The organism is Yersinia enterocolitica (assembly GCA_002082245.2).
In the GTDB taxonomy this organism is placed as follows: domain Bacteria; phylum Pseudomonadota; class Gammaproteobacteria; order Enterobacterales; family Enterobacteriaceae; genus Yersinia; species Yersinia enterocolitica_E.
Map to the genome: position 1 here is coordinate 2,034,478 of NBTC02000002.1, position 16,154 is coordinate 2,050,631.

Genomic DNA, 16,154 nt, shown 5'->3' on the forward strand with positions numbered 1-16,154 from the left:
TTCCTCATTATTATATATCTAAACGAATATCTAACATTGCTAAACACCCACCAATAAACCCCTGCGCCGTCTGCATCTCTTTTCTGATTGTCCCATCTGAGCATTTCCGTCTTTTGGCTATCATGCGCAGTGAAACACCAAATACATAATGCAAAATCACCAGCTCATATTCTTCTGGTTTGTACTTTTTCAGTCGTGCCACACAGCCATCAATCATAATGCCATCATCATCGCAGCACTGAGGTCTTGATTTATTAGTGTTCGGCAATAAACTTTTAAACCCTGCGGCGACTGGTTGCCAATCTACCTGGCTGTTATCACTAGCAGCCCAACCTCCCCAGCGTTCTAATACCAATTGAATATCACGCATATTATGGATACCCCTCTGAATTCCTGGACGTTACCCAATAAAAAAGCGAGCCGTATTTAATATACGACTCACTATTTATATTGATTAGCTATGTAGATATATTATCATAAATCGTAACGATAAATGAGGAAATAACGGTAATATCTGCCACGATAGCAGCACGTTAGGCGACGTTAATTGATTTATTTAACAAAGTCGTTTATTACAGGTGCATTCATCACCAGATCCCCCGTCTATTCCAATGCTTCTGCTTTTGCATCCCCTATACGCACTCATGCACTCCTATCAAATTCAGATATACCGCATCACTATTTGAGCCAATAAAATCCTGATGTCGCTCACTTTGCAAATACCATTTCAATACATCCAGTGCCTCTCGTTGATGGCGAGGGCGGATGATTTCAAGCTTCTTATCAAGATAGGTTTCACGGTCTGATATAGGGCCGTCGCAATCATAACCATATCCACCAGGGTCCATTTCTTTGCAAGCAGCATTACGCACCGTATATAACCATTGCCAATACTGAAATTCTCTTACAACATCAGACAGTGTATGAGGCTCTGGTAAAACCCCAGCGAAACCCTTTGACGCTTGCGCTCGCAGGTCCCATACCTCAGTAACTCGCTTACCCTCAATACATCCCTCCTTTTTTTCCTTAGGTGTCCAGCCAAAATCATTATCATAAATATCACCACAGACCATCTCCATGAGTTGTTCAGCTTTGGTAGGTTCCAATGCAGCCTCATAGCTGCCAAATGTCCCCCTGACTTCTGCTGCACGAGTAAATTGGGTTCTGGCCCTGTCTATATAATGCTGCGGGTCGCCCATCATCATTGTGGAAAAGCTGGCAGTCCATCCCGCACCATTCGCTTCCAAATAACGAGTGTAATTATCACGAGCATCTTTGGGGGAGATAGTCAGTTTGTGCAAGGCTTCCTCTGCGGCGGCAATATGTCCCGGTTCGCCGGTATTGATAACTTCCAACACCCATAAATAGGCGTCGGTCTGCCTGTCTCCCGTAATACGCCGCTGTACAGGTAACGGCTTTGGCACTATAAGTGCAGTGCTGTATTGCTTCTCTGGTATCTCAAACATCGCGACATGCTCGGGATTATCAGCAAATAATCCAGACCGCTTACAGGCGCTTTTGACTGTGCTCAGATTCAAGTTAGTCATGTCAGCTATCCGTTTATAACCGATGCCTGACTGTTTAAGCCGAAATACCTCAGCACGTAATTCTTTTGTCATTGTCATTCTCATGATATGCATACCCTGTATTCTTTTACTCTCTGTCAGGGCATTGGTGTAATACCCCGCCAGAGAGAATGATTTATCCGATTCAGGTCAGTTCAAATGGAGGCAATCTGCTTACTCCTCCAAATCATCAGGCATCATGAGCACCACGAAGTGAGGCTGCTTACCGTCAATTCTGAGCGTTTTCTTAGTGATCCCCTTGCTCGGTTTATCCAACATACCGGCATCCACGAGAGCCTGAGCAAAAGCCACCGCATTGGCACCTACGGCAATCTCGTTTCGAAAGACTGAGGGAAAAGTATGAAATACCAATGTATCGAGTCCCGGCTTTTTCTCTCGATATCCCGCCAAATCCTTTATTGGTAAATCTCGCGGATCCGTTTCAGGATGTGGTAAATAACGGCTATAACCGAAGCGTTGCAAGAAAGATTCAGCCTGTTCCGCCCATGCTTTTGATTCACGATTACCCATACCAAAATCATTAACCCATGCATTAAAGCTATGTTGTAAAGCGTCACGGCACTCTTGCTCACTCCAACTGGTAAGGTGTTTGGAAAGCAGCAAAGCGGCTTCCAGTATGGCGAACCTCGATGCAACACGGCGTACCTGCTCACTGGCTTCATCGGGTAATAATGCTATCCACCGACGTTCCGCATCCCTGACAGCTTTCGCTGCTACTTCTTTCTGGCTGGCTAGACATTTTATCCATGCCCGCCCTACCGCACCGTAGTGGTCTTTACAGGCATCTCGCATAGCATCTGCATGCGCTTTACCGTCCTTATAGCCGTGGTATTCAGTTGCTTTGGTAATAGGGACATTTAATAACCGCACCAGTTGACCGGCATTCACTTTGCCTCCATCAGCTCGGATATAACTCTCAAGGTCGATTTCACCTGTACTGAATGCCATTGCTCGCCAACGTTTCACATCCCGATTACCGCCCTCCTTGGCCCCCTGAATTTTGCCAACCCCGTTAAATAAGGCGTAAGCAGCATCAGCAACTGCGCGTTTATTGCTGCCTTGCCCTATCTCATCCAGCGGCATAAAACCGTCATTGTGCGCCGCAGCCTCATTTACCAAGCCCAATGCTGTTGAGTACCACGTCAGTTTCAGCGCTTCGGGTTCACCATAAACAGTGGTAGCCGCGTTACCCGTCGTGGTTTTACCCGCGGAGGAGCCACCGAATAAATGAACACCAAAACCATCCGCACCAGCCAAACCAATCAGCGGAGCAGAAAAGGCACAGGCAATACCCAACATCATGGAGGGATTACCTCGAGCAAGTTTGGCCACATTGTTGCGCCAGCTCTCTGGGGTCCCTTTAGTGGTGTAGCCTTTTGCCGCCGATGAGCGACCATTAAAGAGTACCGGGGTTGCAGGTGCGCCAATCACCGAACCATCCGGCATGATGTATGCACCGCACTGCCAGCCAGTAGCATTGGCAACTGTCCAAAGCTGCCGCTCTCCACTGCGTTGCAGGTAGTCAGCCAGTATTGCCCGTAATCCACTTTTGGCTGTGATAGATAAACCACCAGCTCGCAGCCGCGACCAGCCTTCCCGCTCGCCAATGTCACGCATGGGTAAAGCTTCTGAACGTTCGGTACTGTTACCCTCCGGCGTCCAGGAGAGGATCAGATACCGCTCGTTATCGTCTTCACCTATCCCCGCAACGGATATCGGGTCACTCAGCCAACTTTCTCTTTCCGTAATATTGCCGTTACTTTTATCCAGTTTGGGTTCAACCCAATACATGCCCCCTTTACGCTCATCAACATAGGGACGCCTGACATCCTGAGGCTCCGCTACCGGAGGCACCTCTTCTGCCAAAATATGTGGTTGATATAGAGAATCAGCAAACGCGGTAATACTCGTATCCAGTCCATACTGCTGACGGTAATCATCCCAGTCGGCTTTATGGTCTGTCGGTGGTAAGGCAACCCAGCCATTCACAGCGGTAGCCGCTTTTTCAGCAGACTCCCTCCCGACATTCTTTTCACCGGGTTTAAGGTCGTTATCAGCAGCAATGATAATTTTCGCATCAGGCCAACGTTCCCGGCAGGCTTTCGCTATATGGATCAGGTTCCCTTCATCAATAGCAGCCAGCACAACCCCATCACTCAGTAACGAAACTGTAACGCCGGTTGCGTTACCCTCAGCAATTAACACCGTTACAACCAGCTCATCATTCAGTGCAGTTGGAAGTCTCACTGGAATGAATGAACCTTTCTTGATGGTGCCGGATATCAGTCGTTTGGTACCATCAGGCTTAATCACTTGCGCACCCGTGACTACACCCTCCATTGTTTGCAGTACCAGCAGCAAAGAACCGTCACTCAATAGGGCTTGAGGGGGGCTTGGAAGCCCCTTATTAAGTAGGTACTGAGATTCGCCAGGTACCGTTTTCGCCACCAACTCCGCAACCTTATCCGCTATCGGGATACCGGGTTGTACCGGCTGTTTTACATATTTAGCAGGCACCGTCGCAGACACTCGCGAGTCGGGATCCATTCCCAGTGCGTCTGCTACCATGACCGCCGCCTCAGTGGAGGTGCATTGCTTAACTTTCTGTACCAGCTCAAGCCCATCACCGGCACCACACTGATTACAGAAATGAGTCCCACGTCCATCCTGATCATCAAATCGGAATCTGTCTTTGCCACCACATGCAGGACAAGCAGAATGGTCGCGAGGTCTTTCCGGTACATCAATACCGAGATAACCAAGAATATCGCGCCAACGGTTGGTGGCCTGAGCCGTAACTTCACGGATCAAATCAATGGGCTGTTTCATCGACTCCCTCCTCGTAAGCGGCGACCTTTAAGCTATCGATGTATCTTGCCAGAGCAGCATGTAAGCAACCTGTTATTGCTGAATTATCAAATTCACCGGCATCAATCCGTTGATAAACTTCAGTTACAGGGACCTCAATCAAAGGTAACCACACATCGCTTCGCAACACATGAATCGTGATACTAGGAATTCCATAAAGAGGAATTGTTTGTCCTACCATATATTTAGTCATGCTGCGTTTCCCCCACTGAATACCAGCCCATGCCGGTTATCTTGAGGATTAGCCAAAGTCTCTACGACTGTAGCCTTCATGACTTCCGTCATTGTCTCGACGCCGTGCGGTGTCAATTTACTGTTATCTTTACTCAGCATCTGAGTGTAGGTTTCCACAAGAATCCGCGAGCCGTCATCACGCCCGAACTCCTGAAAACAAAGCACTTCCAAAGAATGAATAAGGCAATTACAAATTGCTGCCTCAGTTAAATTTTCCAGAACAACAACCTTTCTAGAATTAATAATGACATTGGCAATGGATTCGCCTCTATTTCGTTTCTGACAATAAGCGATAAATGCCACTGCAATATGTTTACGATTTAATTCGATTGAATGATTCAGGTTCGTCATAAATATATCCTTTCCTTTCATCAGGCCGAGCGAGTCCCCAGCCTGATGGCTGTCATTTTTGAGATGTTGGAATGCTAACTAATTAAATACAGGGCATTTAGCTATTGGCTTTATCAAGGCGCTCCATTTTGTCCGGCCTCCCGCTCAAGCAAATGAACCGCAACTGGCCCGGCGAGATCCAGTGCTAGACCTAGTAATTCCTTTTCGTCAGTAGTATCTAATTCAACATTGGATTCAAACATCAACAGCAAGAGAGCATTTAATTGACCAGCCTTATGCGTGGCAATATCCAGAGGTACTGATTCACTGGCTTTCATGGTTATGCTCTCCAGATAAAGGTAAATTCAGTAACGAACCGTGCCAGCGGCATAATGCAGGGCGATGAATATCCGTCACGGCTAAAGGTAACGCGATTAAAGGCAACGGAATCGACAGTGACCAATGAGCCATGACTGTCTTTGTAACGATCATTTGGCTGTGGCTGGCCCATAATTCACCCCCTTAATATTTTTCGCCGCTTTTTCAGCGCGTTCCTGAGCGATCCAAAGAAGTTCATAACCCGTGTCGTTACCATCCTCACTAGCAATTAGCATTGAACTGACTTTTAAAATTGAAGCAATTTCACTGAGAAGATCGGAAACTTCGCAGGGCGCTAATTTATCCATGAGTCACCCCCATAACATCGGACAGATTGATGCTATGTACTGCCAGCCATGCTTCGCGAGGCCATGATTTTACAGAGCCATACTGTGGGTCAGGCACAATCTCTGGTTTAAAACCATTCTCAAGACACCATTTGCGCAATGGATGCCATGCGAACTTCAAGTGAGTCACGTTCTCCACCGCTTTCACCGTGGCATGCTTTGTACTTTCCCCCAGCCGTTCTTCCAGTACACGACATTTGCGAGTCGCGGCACTTAGTTTGCCGAGGGCGCTGGCTTCACGTTTCCGGCTAATCTGACCTTTGGTGCGAACAGCTTTATCGGCGCGTTGCTTTTCAGCTAAGCGGCCTTGCTCGGAGTCGATAGCCAGTTGAAGGATTTCCAGACGACTGAGGTCGGGAATGGTTGCAGGTGCTGGCAATGCATCACGTCGGGAGAAGTAAAACTCAGTGAGGTCATTGAAGTAGTCCCACGCCTGATCCGTTTCTAACATCTTCGCGTGATTGGCCGCACCGCGCTCAGTCCAGAGCATAAGTGAGCGAGTTTTTGGCGAGATTTGCAGTTCGCTTAAAACTAGTCGCAAATTGTTGAGTTCAGTACCAACCACTTTGAAGAAGTGCTTACCCTCAACAAAACGGGATTTATTTTCATGGTGGTTTTGCTGAATACGAATCACCGTTGTGCCATACCCAGCCGCAAGCTGCTCGGTGGTTGCCACACGCTGACCGCGATACTCAATAACCTGCAAATCTTTGGCCGCTAGCGGAGCCAGTTCAGTTTTTTTAGACATTGCACACCCCCTGCTCATTTTTCGCATCATGCTCTTCAAACCGTACGATGTTATGTACCGCCTCTGCCCACCAATACACCTGCAACCGTTGCTGCTCGTTCTCAATCAGAGGAATAACAACCGTCAACAAATGAAGCAGACCTTCTTTAACGCGAAGTAACCGAGTGCGGGATACATTCTCGCTGGTGTCAGGGATTGGCTTACCATGGCTGCCCATCAGTTCAGCAATCAGGGCTTGAGTTTCTTTGTATGAAGGTGGGTAGATATCATCCTCATCAAGGAGCTGCATGATGCTGGTGATCTGAACGTTGCTTAACCGGCGCTCTGTAGCCCCCAAGAGAACAGTGGCAGATGCTTTATCAAGGCTTTCAGCTTCACCACGCCATGACAGTTTGAGAGCACCACCAGCAGCGTCTAATGCGCTAAATTCAACACGGTATTTTTTAAGCATTGCATACCCCCTGTGCAGGAATACGACCAGCAAAGGAAAGTACGAACTGACCAGCCAGGGAGCGACGGGCATCTTGTTCAGAATGGGCAGTGACTGATTCACGGTGTGGCTTAGCGTTCAAGTCAGAACGACACACTGCGAGAAAGAGATACTGAAATTTAGGGCGAGTTTGGGTATGATTTAACATAGCTACCTCGTTACTTACGTTAACGTTGGTGGTGAGACGCCTCAACAGTGTTCCCGCACTCTGAGGCGTCGCTATTTTGTTTATTACCTGTGCCTTACCTGTGGATAAGGTGTTTAAACAGGTTAACTCTGTTTGTTTAAACACGTCAACCATATTTTGTTTAAACACTTCACTAAATTTAAATCTTGTTGTATTGTCGATCCTATTGAAGAAACTCCAAATGGCGGGCACCATGGCGACAGGCCACAAGAACAATAAATCAACATACAAAGGGATTCGATTTCCCAACGATTTAATCGAAGAAATTGATGCAAGAGTAGAACGCGATAAAGAAGAAAACCCAAGTGCTAGCTTCTCTTCTTGGGTACTTGAGGCATGCGGACGTAAACTCAAAATTGAACAGCGCAAGAAGTCCAAAGCAGAACCATCTGAGTAATCCCAAAGGGTAGCATTCACAGTGCTACCCTTTTCTTTGCCTGAACCGAATTGCAGTTCCGTTAAACTCGATAAATCAGAGTATTTGGGTAATGACTGCTGAGCTAAATATTTGGCTGAGTGGTGATCTCCACTATATTCTGGAGATTGGTATAGATTGCTTGCACCAGGTACTACGGAAGTTTCGTAGTTTAAATTTTGAGCGTCAGTATTACTTACTTTCAACTGACCCGAAATCACCGAGATAGCTATAATCTGAGACATAATTACTGTATCCCCAGCTTGCCACCGCCAATAAACTCAAAAGGGATTTGCCCTATCTCATCAACCAATTTCTGGGCTTTCTGAAGTACAGGTAAATCATCTTGGCGCTTGCGTAAGCGCCTACCAGCATCAGAAGAGTCTTCATTGGATGATTTCCAAGCCGTAGCAACAATGTTCTGCATCTGCTGGAGCGTCAGGCGAGTATCAGCGACCAATCCCCCTGACTCTTTGTCCATTAAATCCAAAGCCCAACGCCTCAAATCCTTGGCAACAGGAGTTTCAGCCAGCAATCCAAGTAAGTGCAAACCCCGAAGAGAGAAAATACGTATTTTCGTCTTAAGATTATTGCAACCCATTGTTTTTCCCGAGGTCACTGTTGTAATGACCTCGGTCATACTGGCGGTAAACTCATCTGAGTTGCTGTTGTATAAGTTGGTAACTGATTTCGCATTGGCATAGCCTAGCAACTTAGCCGACTCTTTAGCTGTTACCCAAATCTTCCCATCACCATGATCAAAAGGAATTACAGTTTGATCTTTAAACTTCAGCACAATGGAATTAGAGGTAGTGCTAAATTCAGAGTGAGTTTGGCCGCTGCCAATTAAGGCATTTAATTTTTTCATGTTGAATTATCCTTCGTTAAATCATTTGGTAGCTGTAGCGACGGAAATCAAATGTTGGATTAAACCGAATGCAAGTACACGCAAGTAATGCACACCCTATATACATAATTAGGCGACCTCCTTGCGGGATTCAGCAATACGTTGGTTGATCCATTCGTCAATTTCGCTTTCAACGAAGGCAATAGAGCGGGTACCGATTTTTACTGGTTTGGGAAAGAGCCCCTCTGATATTAGGCGATAGATCCACGCTTTCCCGTACCCAGTTCGGCGCATTGCTTCATTCATGCGAATGAGTGTATTAGACATTTATTCACCCCTTTAGATTACGAGTCACGTTTATAGACTTCGTTAGCCTTCAGAAGTGATTTTGTACCACTAGATATGATGAGTGAAGGGAATAAAAAAAAAGATAATATACCGGAAAGAAATTATTATGATTTCTTCCGGAAAAAGTTTTTAATTTAACTTTCCGAAAGGATTTTCTTTAGTAAATTGTTTAGATAACCACTACTCATAACTTCATTCGCCATAGGAACTAATGTCTTCCTTACTTTCTCTGTCGTATCGACATCGTAATCGTCATAAAATAAGATATCACCATAGTTTTTCATTGTGAGTTTTGAATTAGTGATAGTTGACAGTATTTTTAAATCAAAATAGGCCAAAAGCTTTAACGAATTCCATTTATTGATATGAGAAGATTTAACAACTCCGTCGGAAAACATTTTGTAAGGTACTGAGGTGTCCTGAAAAGTGGGAAATTGCCTTGCTTCGTTTACAAATTTCTTGAAGCTGTCAAAAAGAATATCATCTGGCGTATTCAAGTCTACTTCAGCCCAAACCCTTTGATTTAGCCCATATTGAGGCCATCCATAGCCGTCAGGGATTTCTTTCAACGCCTTAATGTGATCACCATTTGGACTACCAGATATAATTTCGGAGATTATTTGATTGTTATCTTTATCATTCATTCCTCCAAAAAAACCATTGAGTTGATTTTCAAATGCTATAATTTTCATATCAATGAGTTTAACTGGAACTTGTCTTTGCCATCCAGTTGTGTACTTAAGATCCTCTTTATAAATACTCGCATTATCCCCAGCTAAAATTTTGGTTACTGTGTCTGATATATCGAAAAACTCGGCATATATTCTTTCCTTTTTATCAACTTCGTATTCCTCCTTGCTTAGAAAGTCGTTACCTCCATCCAGATATTGCTCGTAGCTCTCTTTTTTCAACTCTTCGATATAATTTAGTGAATAAAAAACCTCACGACGCTTCTCGAATGCTACCAAATACTGTATTGGTTCAAAATCTTTGGTTATCTCATCATATTTTTTTACATCAATAATTTCGGCAATACCACGAGGTGTTAATTTAATCTCGCTAAGTGTTGTAAATAACGATTCTGAATTTTCCAACTGAATTTCAATAGCCTTCATTTGCTCTTTAAATTCTTTTTCAGTTTTGGCAATCAAACCCATACGCCACCTCATGCCCTCATTAATCTGGGAACTATGCCAGCCAGTAGAGGTGCACTGGTTTTCGGGGATCAGCCTAGGCATAGCCTTATTCTCTTGAGGTCTACTATAAATCACCACTGTATACTCGTCCAGCACCCACCCTATCGATGCACAGCATCACTTCACATTTTCACATCAAACTGTGGTGAACAATTTCAGCTGATCAATGGCATATTTAGGGTGATTTAGCTGAGTAAAGGCCAGGTTTTCGGAAGAGAACACGATTAGGGTCGGTTCAAATGGCCTAAAGTCGGTTCAGGGTCGGTTCAAAAAATGAATTAATTAACCTATAAATCAACAAACTAAAATATTGAACCGACTGAACCTACTGAACCGACCCTTTTTTATTCCTCACGGAAGAATTTTACCTAATCACTAAGCTTTTGACTGACGTTCCAGGCTATCCATATAGTCGGCATACCACTGAAGCATTTCCCTGCGACCATCAAGATACTGGGCATGATTGTAGGTGCCACGAATGCTGTTTTTATCCACGTGTGCCAGCTGTGTTTCTATCCACGCAGTATTAAACCCCTGCTCATGCAAAATGGTGCTCATAGTGTGACGGAAACCATGACCAGTGGCTTTGCCATGATAACCAATACGCTTTATGACCTGATTAATACTGGCTTCACTCATTGGCTTTAAGCTGTCATTTCGACCAGGGAATACCAGTTTAAATCGCCCAGTAATCTCATGTAATTGACGCAGTAATGCCAAAACTTGCTCTGATAAGGGGACCAAGTGAGGACGACGCATTTTCATTCTGGCGGTGGGAACTTCCCAGACGGCTTTGTCCAAGTCAAATTCTAGCCACTCAGCAGCCCGTAGTTCGGTTGTACGAACACCAGTAAGCATAAGGAGCCGTGTTGCTATTCGAGTGACTGTGCTGCCGCTATAGGCGTTGAGAGCATTAAGGTATGCGGGAAGCTCGTTCGCTAAGAGGTGGGGGTAATGCGTATGCTTCTGAACAGCCAGAGCGCCAGCTAGTTCACTTGCTGGATTGTTCTCTGCTCTGCCAGTTACGATCGCATAACGGAAAGTTTGGCTGCATGCCTGGCGAATTTTACGCATTTTATCGAGGACGCCGCGCTTTTCTAACTTGCGTAGGGTTTCGAGAATTTCTAGAGGTTTGATTTCGGCAATTGGACGTTTTCCAACGTAAGGGAATATGTCTTTTTCGAACGACTCCATTAAATCATCAGCATAACCCTTGGACCAATTGGGCCTTTTGTAGGCATGCCATTCTCTGGCTAGAGCTTCGAACGTGTTATCAATGCTGACTTTTCTGGTTTGTTTTTCTACTTTTTTTTCTTCACCTGGGTCGCCGCCCACTGCAAGTATACGCTTTGCCTCATCTCTTTTTGCTCTGGCTTCAGCAAGAGTGATATCAGGATAGACCCCAAATGCTAGCAATTTTTCTTTACCGGCGATCCGATACTTCAGCCGCCAACAACGTGAACCAGTAGTTTTTACTAACAAAAATAATCCACCTCCATCAGATAGCTTATAGGGCTTCTCTTTTGGCTTTGCAGTATCGACCTGTCGGGCGTTCAGTTTCATGTGGGGGTATCTCACTTCATTGAACCTAGACATACCCCCAATAGTACCCCCACTTTGTTGTTGATTGCAGTGGATGTAGGTAGACGTTGGGATGCTAGGAATTGTCAGAGAGGCTGATTATATAAGGGATTAGTAGACTTAGATAGACGTTAGAAGAGGTATAGATGGTACGCCCTACAGGATTCGAACCTGTGACCTACGGCTTAGAAGGCCGTTGCTCTATCCAACTGAGCTAAGGGCGCATTTGATATTTACCGCAGCACAGAACACTGCCGGTAGTCAGTTGCGGGTTGGATTATACGGGCAGTCTCTTTCGAGTCAATGGGTTTTCGCCTTACGGTTTATCATCTGGCTATTTAATCGTTAATTAATCGTTATTATACGCCTGACAGCACGCCCCGCTTCTGACAAAATAGGCACATTCCCGCTTTTTTTAATTGATGGATCCCTCCACTGATGTCAGCAAAAATTATTGATGGTAAAACGATTGCGCAGCAGGTAAGAAATGAAGTTGCTGCGTTGGTACAGAAACGTTTGGCTGCCGGTAAGCGTGCTCCCGGCCTTGCTGTAGTATTAGTTGGTGTCAACCCAGCCTCACAAATTTATGTCGCCAGTAAGCGTAAGGCGTGCGAAGAGGTCGGTTTTGTTTCGCGTTCTTATGATCTGCCAGTGACCACCACTGAAGCAGAGTTGCTGGCATTGATTGATTCACTGAATGACGATGGTGAAATTGATGGGATTCTGGTGCAACTGCCACTGCCTGCAGGCATTGATAATGTCAAAGTGCTGGAACGTATCCACCCAGATAAAGACGTAGATGGCTTCCACCCGTATAACGTGGGCCGCCTGTGTCAACGCGCACCGAAATTGCGCCCTTGCACCCCACGCGGCATCGTTACTTTGCTGGAGCGTTATAATATCTCGACATACGGCCTCAATGCAGTTGTGGTCGGTGCATCCAATATTGTAGGCCGCCCGATGAGCCTTGAACTGCTGCTAGCAGGTTGCACTACCACCGTCACGCATCGTTTTACCAAAAATCTGCGCCAACATGTGGAAAATGCTGACTTGCTGGTGGTTGCCGTGGGTAAACCCGGTTTTATTCCCGGTGAATGGATTAAACCTGGTGCTATCGTGATTGATGTAGGCATTAACCGTCTGGAAAGTGGTAAAGTAGTCGGCGATGTAGAATTTGATGTCGCCGTTGAGCGTGCGGGTTGGATTACACCGGTTCCCGGTGGCGTCGGGCCGATGACCGTTGCAACACTGATACAAAATACCTTGCAAGCCTGCGAGGAATATCACGACATCAACGAAAATTGATTGTAAGGACAGGAATGGACATTTTTCATTTGGAAAAACACCCACACGTTGAGCTGTGTGACTTATTAAAGTTACAGGGCTGGAACGACAGCGGTGCCTCAGCGAAAGCCGCCATCGCAGATGGACAGGTGAAAGTCGACGGGAATGTAGAAACACGTAAGCGCTGCAAAATCCTGGCTGACCAGATTGTTGAGTTTCAAGGCATGAAAGTGCAGGTTAAAGCCTAATCACCTCAGCAAAGGCGAGTTCTAGCTGGTTATTGCGAAAGACTGCCATGGCGAGATAAGGGCAAAAAAATGCGGTTACTGGTCAGCACCAGAACCGCAATTTTTTTAGATGCAGATAGCTAAATTGCACCTATCCACCCAATACCATGCTATTTACGGCGCCATATCGTCCCTTGTGGGCCATCTTCCAGCACAATACCCAGCTCATTCAACTGATCACGGGCCGAATCGGCCAGCGCCCAATCTTTACTGCTACGGGCATCGTTACGTTGCTTAATTAACGCTTCTATTTTTGCTACTTCGTCGTCATTAGTCTGCGCGCCACTTTGTAAAAACAGCTCTGGATCCTGCTCTAATAATCCCAGCACATGGGCCAGTTTACGCAATTCTGCCGCTAAGCCATTCGCCGCCATAATATCTTCAGTTTTTAGGCGGTTTACTTCACGGGCAATATCAAACAGTACCGAATAGGCTTCTGGAGTATTGAAATCATCATCCATTGCGGCACGGAAACGCGCTTCAAACTCTGCACCACCCGCAGGCATCGCACTCGCATCAGTACCACGCAGAGCGGTATACAGGCGTTCTAGTGAGGCACGTGCCTGTTTCAGGTTCTCTTCGCTGTAGTTAAGCTGACTGCGATAGTGGCCGGACATCAGGAAGTAACGTACGGTTTCAGCATCGTAATAGGCCAGCACATCACGAATAGTAAAGAAGTTATTCAGTGATTTAGACATTTTTTCTTTGTCAATCATCACCATACCGGAGTGCATCCAGTAGTTCACATAGGGACCATCATGGGCACAGGTAGATTGCGCAATTTCATTTTCGTGGTGCGGGAACATCAAATCAGAACCGCCGCCGTGAATATCAAAATGTGCACCCAACTGTTTGCCATTCATCGCCGAGCACTCGATATGCCAGCCAGGGCGGCCCGGGCCCCAAGGTGATGCCCAACTTGGTTCACCCGGTTTAGACATTTTCCACAAGACAAAATCCATCGGATTGCGTTTAACATCAGCCACTTCAACCCGGGCACCGGCCTGTAATTGATCCAAATCCTGACGGGACAGCAAACCGTAATCAGGGTCACTGTCCACGGCAAACATCACATCGCCATTTGACGCGACATAAGCGTGATCACGGGCAATCAAACGCTCAGTCAGCGCAATAATTTCAGGAATATGGTGAGTCGCACGCGGCTCTAAATCAGGGCGTTCAAGATTCAGTGCATCGAAATCTTTATGCATTTCTGCCAGCATACGTGTCGTCAGTTGCTCACAGCTTTCATTGTTTTCCAATGCGCGCTTGATAATTTTATCGTCAACATCGGTAACATTACGCACATACGTCAGAGAGTAACCTAAATAACGCAAATAACGCGCCACGACGTCGAAAGCGACAAAAGTACGCCCATGCCCAATGTGACACAGGTCATAAATGGTGATCCCGCATACGTACATACCAATTTTACCGGCATGAATAGGCTTGAATTCCTCTTTTTGGCGACTCAGTGTATTAAAAATCTTTAGCATCGGGACATTCCGTGGTTTTTGTTTTGCGGTAAGCATGGTTTATACCCAAACTCATTGGCGTTGCCGGTAGAGCGCAAACAACGTCAAGGGCGAGGGAGATAAAAGGATATCACCAGATTATGCGGTAAATCAGCCACTGATTCAGCACTTTTTCACACTTCTTGCTGGCGTTTCGAGTGCTGACTCAATCTCAGAGTTATGATATAAGAGCCGTCTAAAGAGTTACGACTCATTTGTGAATACACTATTACACTAGCAGGAACATTATTATGGTCACGTTTCATACTAATCACGGCGATATCGTCGTCAATACCTTCGCGGATAAAGCGCCGGTTACCGTTGAAAACTTCCTGAACTACTGCCGTAAAGGCTTCTATGATAACACTATCTTCCACCGTGTTATCGACGGTTTCATGATTCAAGGCGGTGGTTTTGAGCCGGGCATGAACCAGAAAACCACGGATGCAACTATCAAAAACGAAGCTAACAACGGCCTGAAAAACACCCGTGGCACCCTGGCAATGGCGCGTACCAACGATCCGCACTCTGCCACTGCACAGTTCTTCATTAACGTTGCCGACAACGACTTCCTGAACTTCCGTTCAGAGCGCCCAGATGGTTGGGGTTACTGCGTATTTGCTGAAGTTACTGAAGGTTTGGACGTTGTTGATAAAATCAAAAACGTTGCTACTGGCCGTAGCGGTATGCATCAGGATGTACCAAAAGAAGATGTGATCATCAAAAGCGTCACTATCAGCGAATAATGACAGCTTAATGAGCACGCTTTTTATTGCAGATTTGCATCTTAGCGTTCAGGAACCGGCAATCACTGCCGGTTTCCTGCATTTTATACAGCGTGAAGCCATTCATGCTGATGCGTTATATATCCTGGGTGATCTGTTCGAGTCCTGGATTGGCGATGATGACCCCGAACCACTGTACCGGCAAGTTGCCGCTGCGCTGAAATCACTCCAACAACGGGGTATACCTTGCTACTTTATCCACGGTAATCGTGACTTTTTGCTCGGTAAACGCTTTGCTCAAGAAAGTGGTATGACCCTGCTGCCGGAAGAGATAGTCGTCGAACTGTATGACCGTAAAATTGTTATTTTACATGGTGATACACTGTGCACCGATGACACCGAATATCAGCATTTTCGTCGTAGAGTACATAATCCACTGATTCAAAAACTGTTCCTGTGGCTACCTCTGCGTTTTCGTTTACGCATTGCGGCTTATATGCGTAACCAAAGTCAGCAGAACAATAGCGGCAAATCTGAACTTATCATGGATGTAAATCAACAAGCAGTGATTGATAGCTTCCAACGTAATGGCGTCAGTTGGATGATCCACGGGCATACGCATCGCCCAGCGGTTCACCCCGTAGCACTCCCCGCCACAACCGCCCATCGTGTGGTTCTCGGTGCCTGGCATGTTGAGGGTTCGATGGTCAAAGTCACGGCAGACAGTGTTGAGTTGATTAAATTCCCATTTTGACCTTCAGGTTTATCTGGCGAGTGGGTATAAAAAAC

General features: G+C 45.9%; 21 protein-coding genes and 1 tRNA gene. 5 read left to right on the plus strand and 17 right to left on the minus strand.

Annotated elements, in window-relative coordinates; translation table 11 throughout:
* Nucleotides 1-10: 10 nt before the first annotated feature.
* The 11 genes from A6J66_010815 to A6J66_010865 form a co-directional block, all read right to left on the minus strand.
* Nucleotides 11-370, minus strand: a complete 360-nt coding sequence (locus A6J66_010815; GenBank protein ID PNM24630.1) for an antitermination protein — start codon at nucleotides 368-370, stop codon at nucleotides 11-13.
* 262 nt (nucleotides 371-632) lie between these two features.
* On the minus strand, nucleotides 633-1,640 hold the full coding sequence (locus A6J66_010820; GenBank protein PNM24631.1) for a hypothetical protein: 1,008 nt from the start codon (nucleotides 1,638-1,640) through the stop codon (nucleotides 633-635).
* Between the two features lie 99 nt (nucleotides 1,641-1,739).
* Nucleotides 1,740-4,415 (minus strand): DUF927 domain-containing protein, encoded by a 2,676-nt coding sequence (locus A6J66_010825; protein PNM24632.1) that lies wholly within the window; start codon nucleotides 4,413-4,415, stop codon nucleotides 1,740-1,742.
* A complete protein-coding gene (locus tag A6J66_010830; protein ID PNM24633.1) occupies nucleotides 4,399-4,647 on the minus strand; it encodes a hypothetical protein in 249 nt (82 codons plus the stop codon). The genes A6J66_010825 and A6J66_010830 overlap by 17 nt, the downstream gene beginning before the upstream one ends.
* Nucleotides 4,644-5,039 carry a hypothetical protein gene (locus A6J66_010835; protein PNM24634.1) on the minus strand — a complete coding sequence of 132 codons (396 nt, stop codon included), beginning with the start codon at nucleotides 5,037-5,039 and terminating at the stop codon, nucleotides 4,644-4,646. The genes A6J66_010830 and A6J66_010835 overlap by 4 nt, the downstream gene beginning before the upstream one ends.
* A 113-nt stretch (nucleotides 5,040-5,152) precedes the next feature.
* Nucleotides 5,153-5,356, minus strand: coding sequence for a hypothetical protein (locus tag A6J66_010840; protein ID PNM24635.1), 204 nt, complete (start codon nucleotides 5,354-5,356; stop codon nucleotides 5,153-5,155).
* Between the two features lie 2 nt (nucleotides 5,357-5,358).
* The gene (locus tag A6J66_010845; protein ID PNM24636.1) at nucleotides 5,359-5,529 is read right to left on the minus strand and encodes a DUF4222 domain-containing protein; all 171 of its coding nucleotides are present in this window, start codon (nucleotides 5,527-5,529) and stop codon (nucleotides 5,359-5,361) included.
* Nucleotides 5,507-5,704, minus strand: coding sequence for a hypothetical protein (locus A6J66_010850; protein PNM24637.1), 198 nt, complete (start codon nucleotides 5,702-5,704; stop codon nucleotides 5,507-5,509). The genes A6J66_010845 and A6J66_010850 overlap by 23 nt, the downstream gene beginning before the upstream one ends.
* Complete coding sequence (locus A6J66_010855; GenBank protein ID PNM24638.1) at nucleotides 5,697-6,491, minus strand: phage antirepressor Ant; 795 nt, start codon at nucleotides 6,489-6,491, stop codon at nucleotides 5,697-5,699. The genes A6J66_010850 and A6J66_010855 overlap by 8 nt, the downstream gene beginning before the upstream one ends.
* Entirely contained in the window at nucleotides 6,484-6,780 is a 297-nt protein-coding gene (locus A6J66_010860; GenBank protein PNM26977.1) for a transcriptional regulator, read from the minus strand. Before A6J66_010860 ends, A6J66_010855 begins: the two co-directional genes overlap by 8 nt.
* Before the next feature lie 154 nt (nucleotides 6,781-6,934).
* The gene (locus A6J66_010865) at nucleotides 6,935-7,129 is read right to left on the minus strand and encodes a host cell division inhibitor Icd-like protein (protein PNM26978.1); all 195 of its coding nucleotides are present in this window, start codon (nucleotides 7,127-7,129) and stop codon (nucleotides 6,935-6,937) included.
* Between the two features lie 232 nt (nucleotides 7,130-7,361).
* Here A6J66_010865 and A6J66_010870 point away from each other — a divergent pair, with 232 nt between their 5' ends.
* Complete coding sequence (locus tag A6J66_010870; protein ID PNM24639.1) at nucleotides 7,362-7,565, plus strand: hypothetical protein; 204 nt, start codon at nucleotides 7,362-7,364, stop codon at nucleotides 7,563-7,565.
* Nucleotides 7,566-7,830: 265 nt separating this feature from the next.
* Here the strand turns inward: A6J66_010870 and A6J66_010875 are convergent, their stop codons facing one another.
* The 5 genes from A6J66_010875 to A6J66_010895 all read right to left on the minus strand — a co-directional run bounded on the left by A6J66_010875 (nucleotide 7,831) and on the right by A6J66_010895 (nucleotide 11,779).
* Entirely contained in the window at nucleotides 7,831-8,382 is a 552-nt protein-coding gene (locus A6J66_010875; GenBank protein ID PNM26979.1) for a hypothetical protein, read from the minus strand.
* 177 nt (nucleotides 8,383-8,559) lie between these two features.
* Complete coding sequence (locus A6J66_010880; GenBank protein ID PNM24640.1) at nucleotides 8,560-8,757, minus strand: AlpA family transcriptional regulator; 198 nt, start codon at nucleotides 8,755-8,757, stop codon at nucleotides 8,560-8,562.
* Nucleotides 8,758-8,912: 155 nt separating this feature from the next.
* Complete coding sequence (locus A6J66_010885) at nucleotides 8,913-10,016, minus strand: hypothetical protein (GenBank protein ID PNM24641.1); 1,104 nt, start codon at nucleotides 10,014-10,016, stop codon at nucleotides 8,913-8,915.
* A 333-nt stretch (nucleotides 10,017-10,349) separates the two neighbouring features.
* Nucleotides 10,350-11,537: a DUF4102 domain-containing protein gene (locus A6J66_010890; GenBank protein ID PNM24642.1), complete on the minus strand. Its 1,188-nt coding sequence runs from the start codon at nucleotides 11,535-11,537 to the stop codon at nucleotides 10,350-10,352.
* A gap of 165 nt (nucleotides 11,538-11,702) precedes the next feature.
* A tRNA-Arg gene (locus tag A6J66_010895) sits at nucleotides 11,703-11,779 on the minus strand.
* A 214-nt stretch (nucleotides 11,780-11,993) separates the two neighbouring features.
* Here A6J66_010895 and A6J66_010900 point away from each other — a divergent pair.
* Nucleotides 11,994-12,860 (plus strand): bifunctional methylenetetrahydrofolate dehydrogenase/methenyltetrahydrofolate cyclohydrolase FolD, encoded by an 867-nt coding sequence (locus A6J66_010900; protein PNM24643.1) that lies wholly within the window; start codon nucleotides 11,994-11,996, stop codon nucleotides 12,858-12,860.
* Between the two features lie 14 nt (nucleotides 12,861-12,874).
* Nucleotides 12,875-13,087: a ribosome-associated protein gene (locus tag A6J66_010905; protein PNM24644.1), complete on the plus strand. Its 213-nt coding sequence runs from the start codon at nucleotides 12,875-12,877 to the stop codon at nucleotides 13,085-13,087.
* Between the two features lie 149 nt (nucleotides 13,088-13,236).
* On the opposite strand, the gene cysS is transcribed toward A6J66_010905, so the two are convergent.
* Nucleotides 13,237-14,622 carry a cysteine--tRNA ligase gene (gene cysS / locus A6J66_010910; GenBank protein ID PNM24645.1) on the minus strand — a complete coding sequence of 462 codons (1,386 nt, stop codon included), beginning with the start codon at nucleotides 14,620-14,622 and terminating at the stop codon, nucleotides 13,237-13,239.
* A gap of 269 nt (nucleotides 14,623-14,891) precedes the next feature.
* On the opposite strand from cysS, the gene A6J66_010915 reads away from it, so the two are divergent.
* Together A6J66_010915 and A6J66_010920 are read left to right on the plus strand one after the other, a co-directional pair.
* Nucleotides 14,892-15,386, plus strand: coding sequence for a peptidylprolyl isomerase (locus tag A6J66_010915; GenBank protein ID PNM24646.1), 495 nt, complete (start codon nucleotides 14,892-14,894; stop codon nucleotides 15,384-15,386).
* Between the two features lie 10 nt (nucleotides 15,387-15,396).
* Nucleotides 15,397-16,119, plus strand: coding sequence for a UDP-2,3-diacylglucosamine diphosphatase (locus A6J66_010920; protein ID PNM24647.1), 723 nt, complete (start codon nucleotides 15,397-15,399; stop codon nucleotides 16,117-16,119).
* Nucleotides 16,120-16,154 lie beyond the last annotated feature (35 nt).

Excerpts from the sequence above, each read along its gene's own strand:
- A6J66_010815 (PNM24630.1), bottom strand. The coding sequence starts at position 370 with ATGCGTGATATTCAATTGGTATTAGAACGCTGGGGAGGTTGGGCTGCT.
- A6J66_010820 (PNM24631.1), bottom strand. The coding sequence starts at position 1,640 with ATGCATATCATGAGAATGACAATGACAAAAGAATTACGTGCTGAGGTA.
- A6J66_010825 (PNM24632.1), bottom strand. The coding sequence starts at position 4,415 with ATGAAACAGCCCATTGATTTGATCCGTGAAGTTACGGCTCAGGCCACC.
- A6J66_010830 (PNM24633.1), bottom strand. The coding sequence starts at position 4,647 with ATGACTAAATATATGGTAGGACAAACAATTCCTCTTTATGGAATTCCT.
- A6J66_010835 (PNM24634.1), bottom strand. The coding sequence starts at position 5,039 with ATGACGAACCTGAATCATTCAATCGAATTAAATCGTAAACATATTGCA.
- A6J66_010840 (PNM24635.1), bottom strand. The coding sequence starts at position 5,356 with ATGAAAGCCAGTGAATCAGTACCTCTGGATATTGCCACGCATAAGGCT.
- A6J66_010845 (PNM24636.1), bottom strand. The coding sequence starts at position 5,529 with ATGGGCCAGCCACAGCCAAATGATCGTTACAAAGACAGTCATGGCTCA.
- A6J66_010850 (PNM24637.1), bottom strand. The coding sequence starts at position 5,704 with ATGGATAAATTAGCGCCCTGCGAAGTTTCCGATCTTCTCAGTGAAATT.
- A6J66_010855 (PNM24638.1), bottom strand. The coding sequence starts at position 6,491 with ATGTCTAAAAAAACTGAACTGGCTCCGCTAGCGGCCAAAGATTTGCAG.
- A6J66_010860 (PNM26977.1), bottom strand. The coding sequence starts at position 6,780 with ATGCAGCTCCTTGATGAGGATGATATCTACCCACCTTCATACAAAGAA.
- A6J66_010865 (PNM26978.1), bottom strand. The coding sequence starts at position 7,129 with ATGTTAAATCATACCCAAACTCGCCCTAAATTTCAGTATCTCTTTCTC.
- A6J66_010870 (PNM24639.1), top strand. The coding sequence starts at position 7,362 with ATGGCGACAGGCCACAAGAACAATAAATCAACATACAAAGGGATTCGA.
- A6J66_010880 (PNM24640.1), bottom strand. The coding sequence starts at position 8,757 with ATGTCTAATACACTCATTCGCATGAATGAAGCAATGCGCCGAACTGGG.
- A6J66_010885 (PNM24641.1), bottom strand. The coding sequence starts at position 10,016 with ATGCCTAGGCTGATCCCCGAAAACCAGTGCACCTCTACTGGCTGGCAT.
- A6J66_010890 (PNM24642.1), bottom strand. The coding sequence starts at position 11,537 with ATGAAACTGAACGCCCGACAGGTCGATACTGCAAAGCCAAAAGAGAAG.
- A6J66_010900 (PNM24643.1), top strand. The coding sequence starts at position 11,994 with ATGTCAGCAAAAATTATTGATGGTAAAACGATTGCGCAGCAGGTAAGA.
- A6J66_010905 (PNM24644.1), top strand. The coding sequence starts at position 12,875 with ATGGACATTTTTCATTTGGAAAAACACCCACACGTTGAGCTGTGTGAC.
- cysS (PNM24645.1), bottom strand. The coding sequence starts at position 14,622 with ATGCTAAAGATTTTTAATACACTGAGTCGCCAAAAAGAGGAATTCAAG.
- A6J66_010915 (PNM24646.1), top strand. The coding sequence starts at position 14,892 with ATGGTCACGTTTCATACTAATCACGGCGATATCGTCGTCAATACCTTC.
- A6J66_010920 (PNM24647.1), top strand. The coding sequence starts at position 15,397 with ATGAGCACGCTTTTTATTGCAGATTTGCATCTTAGCGTTCAGGAACCG.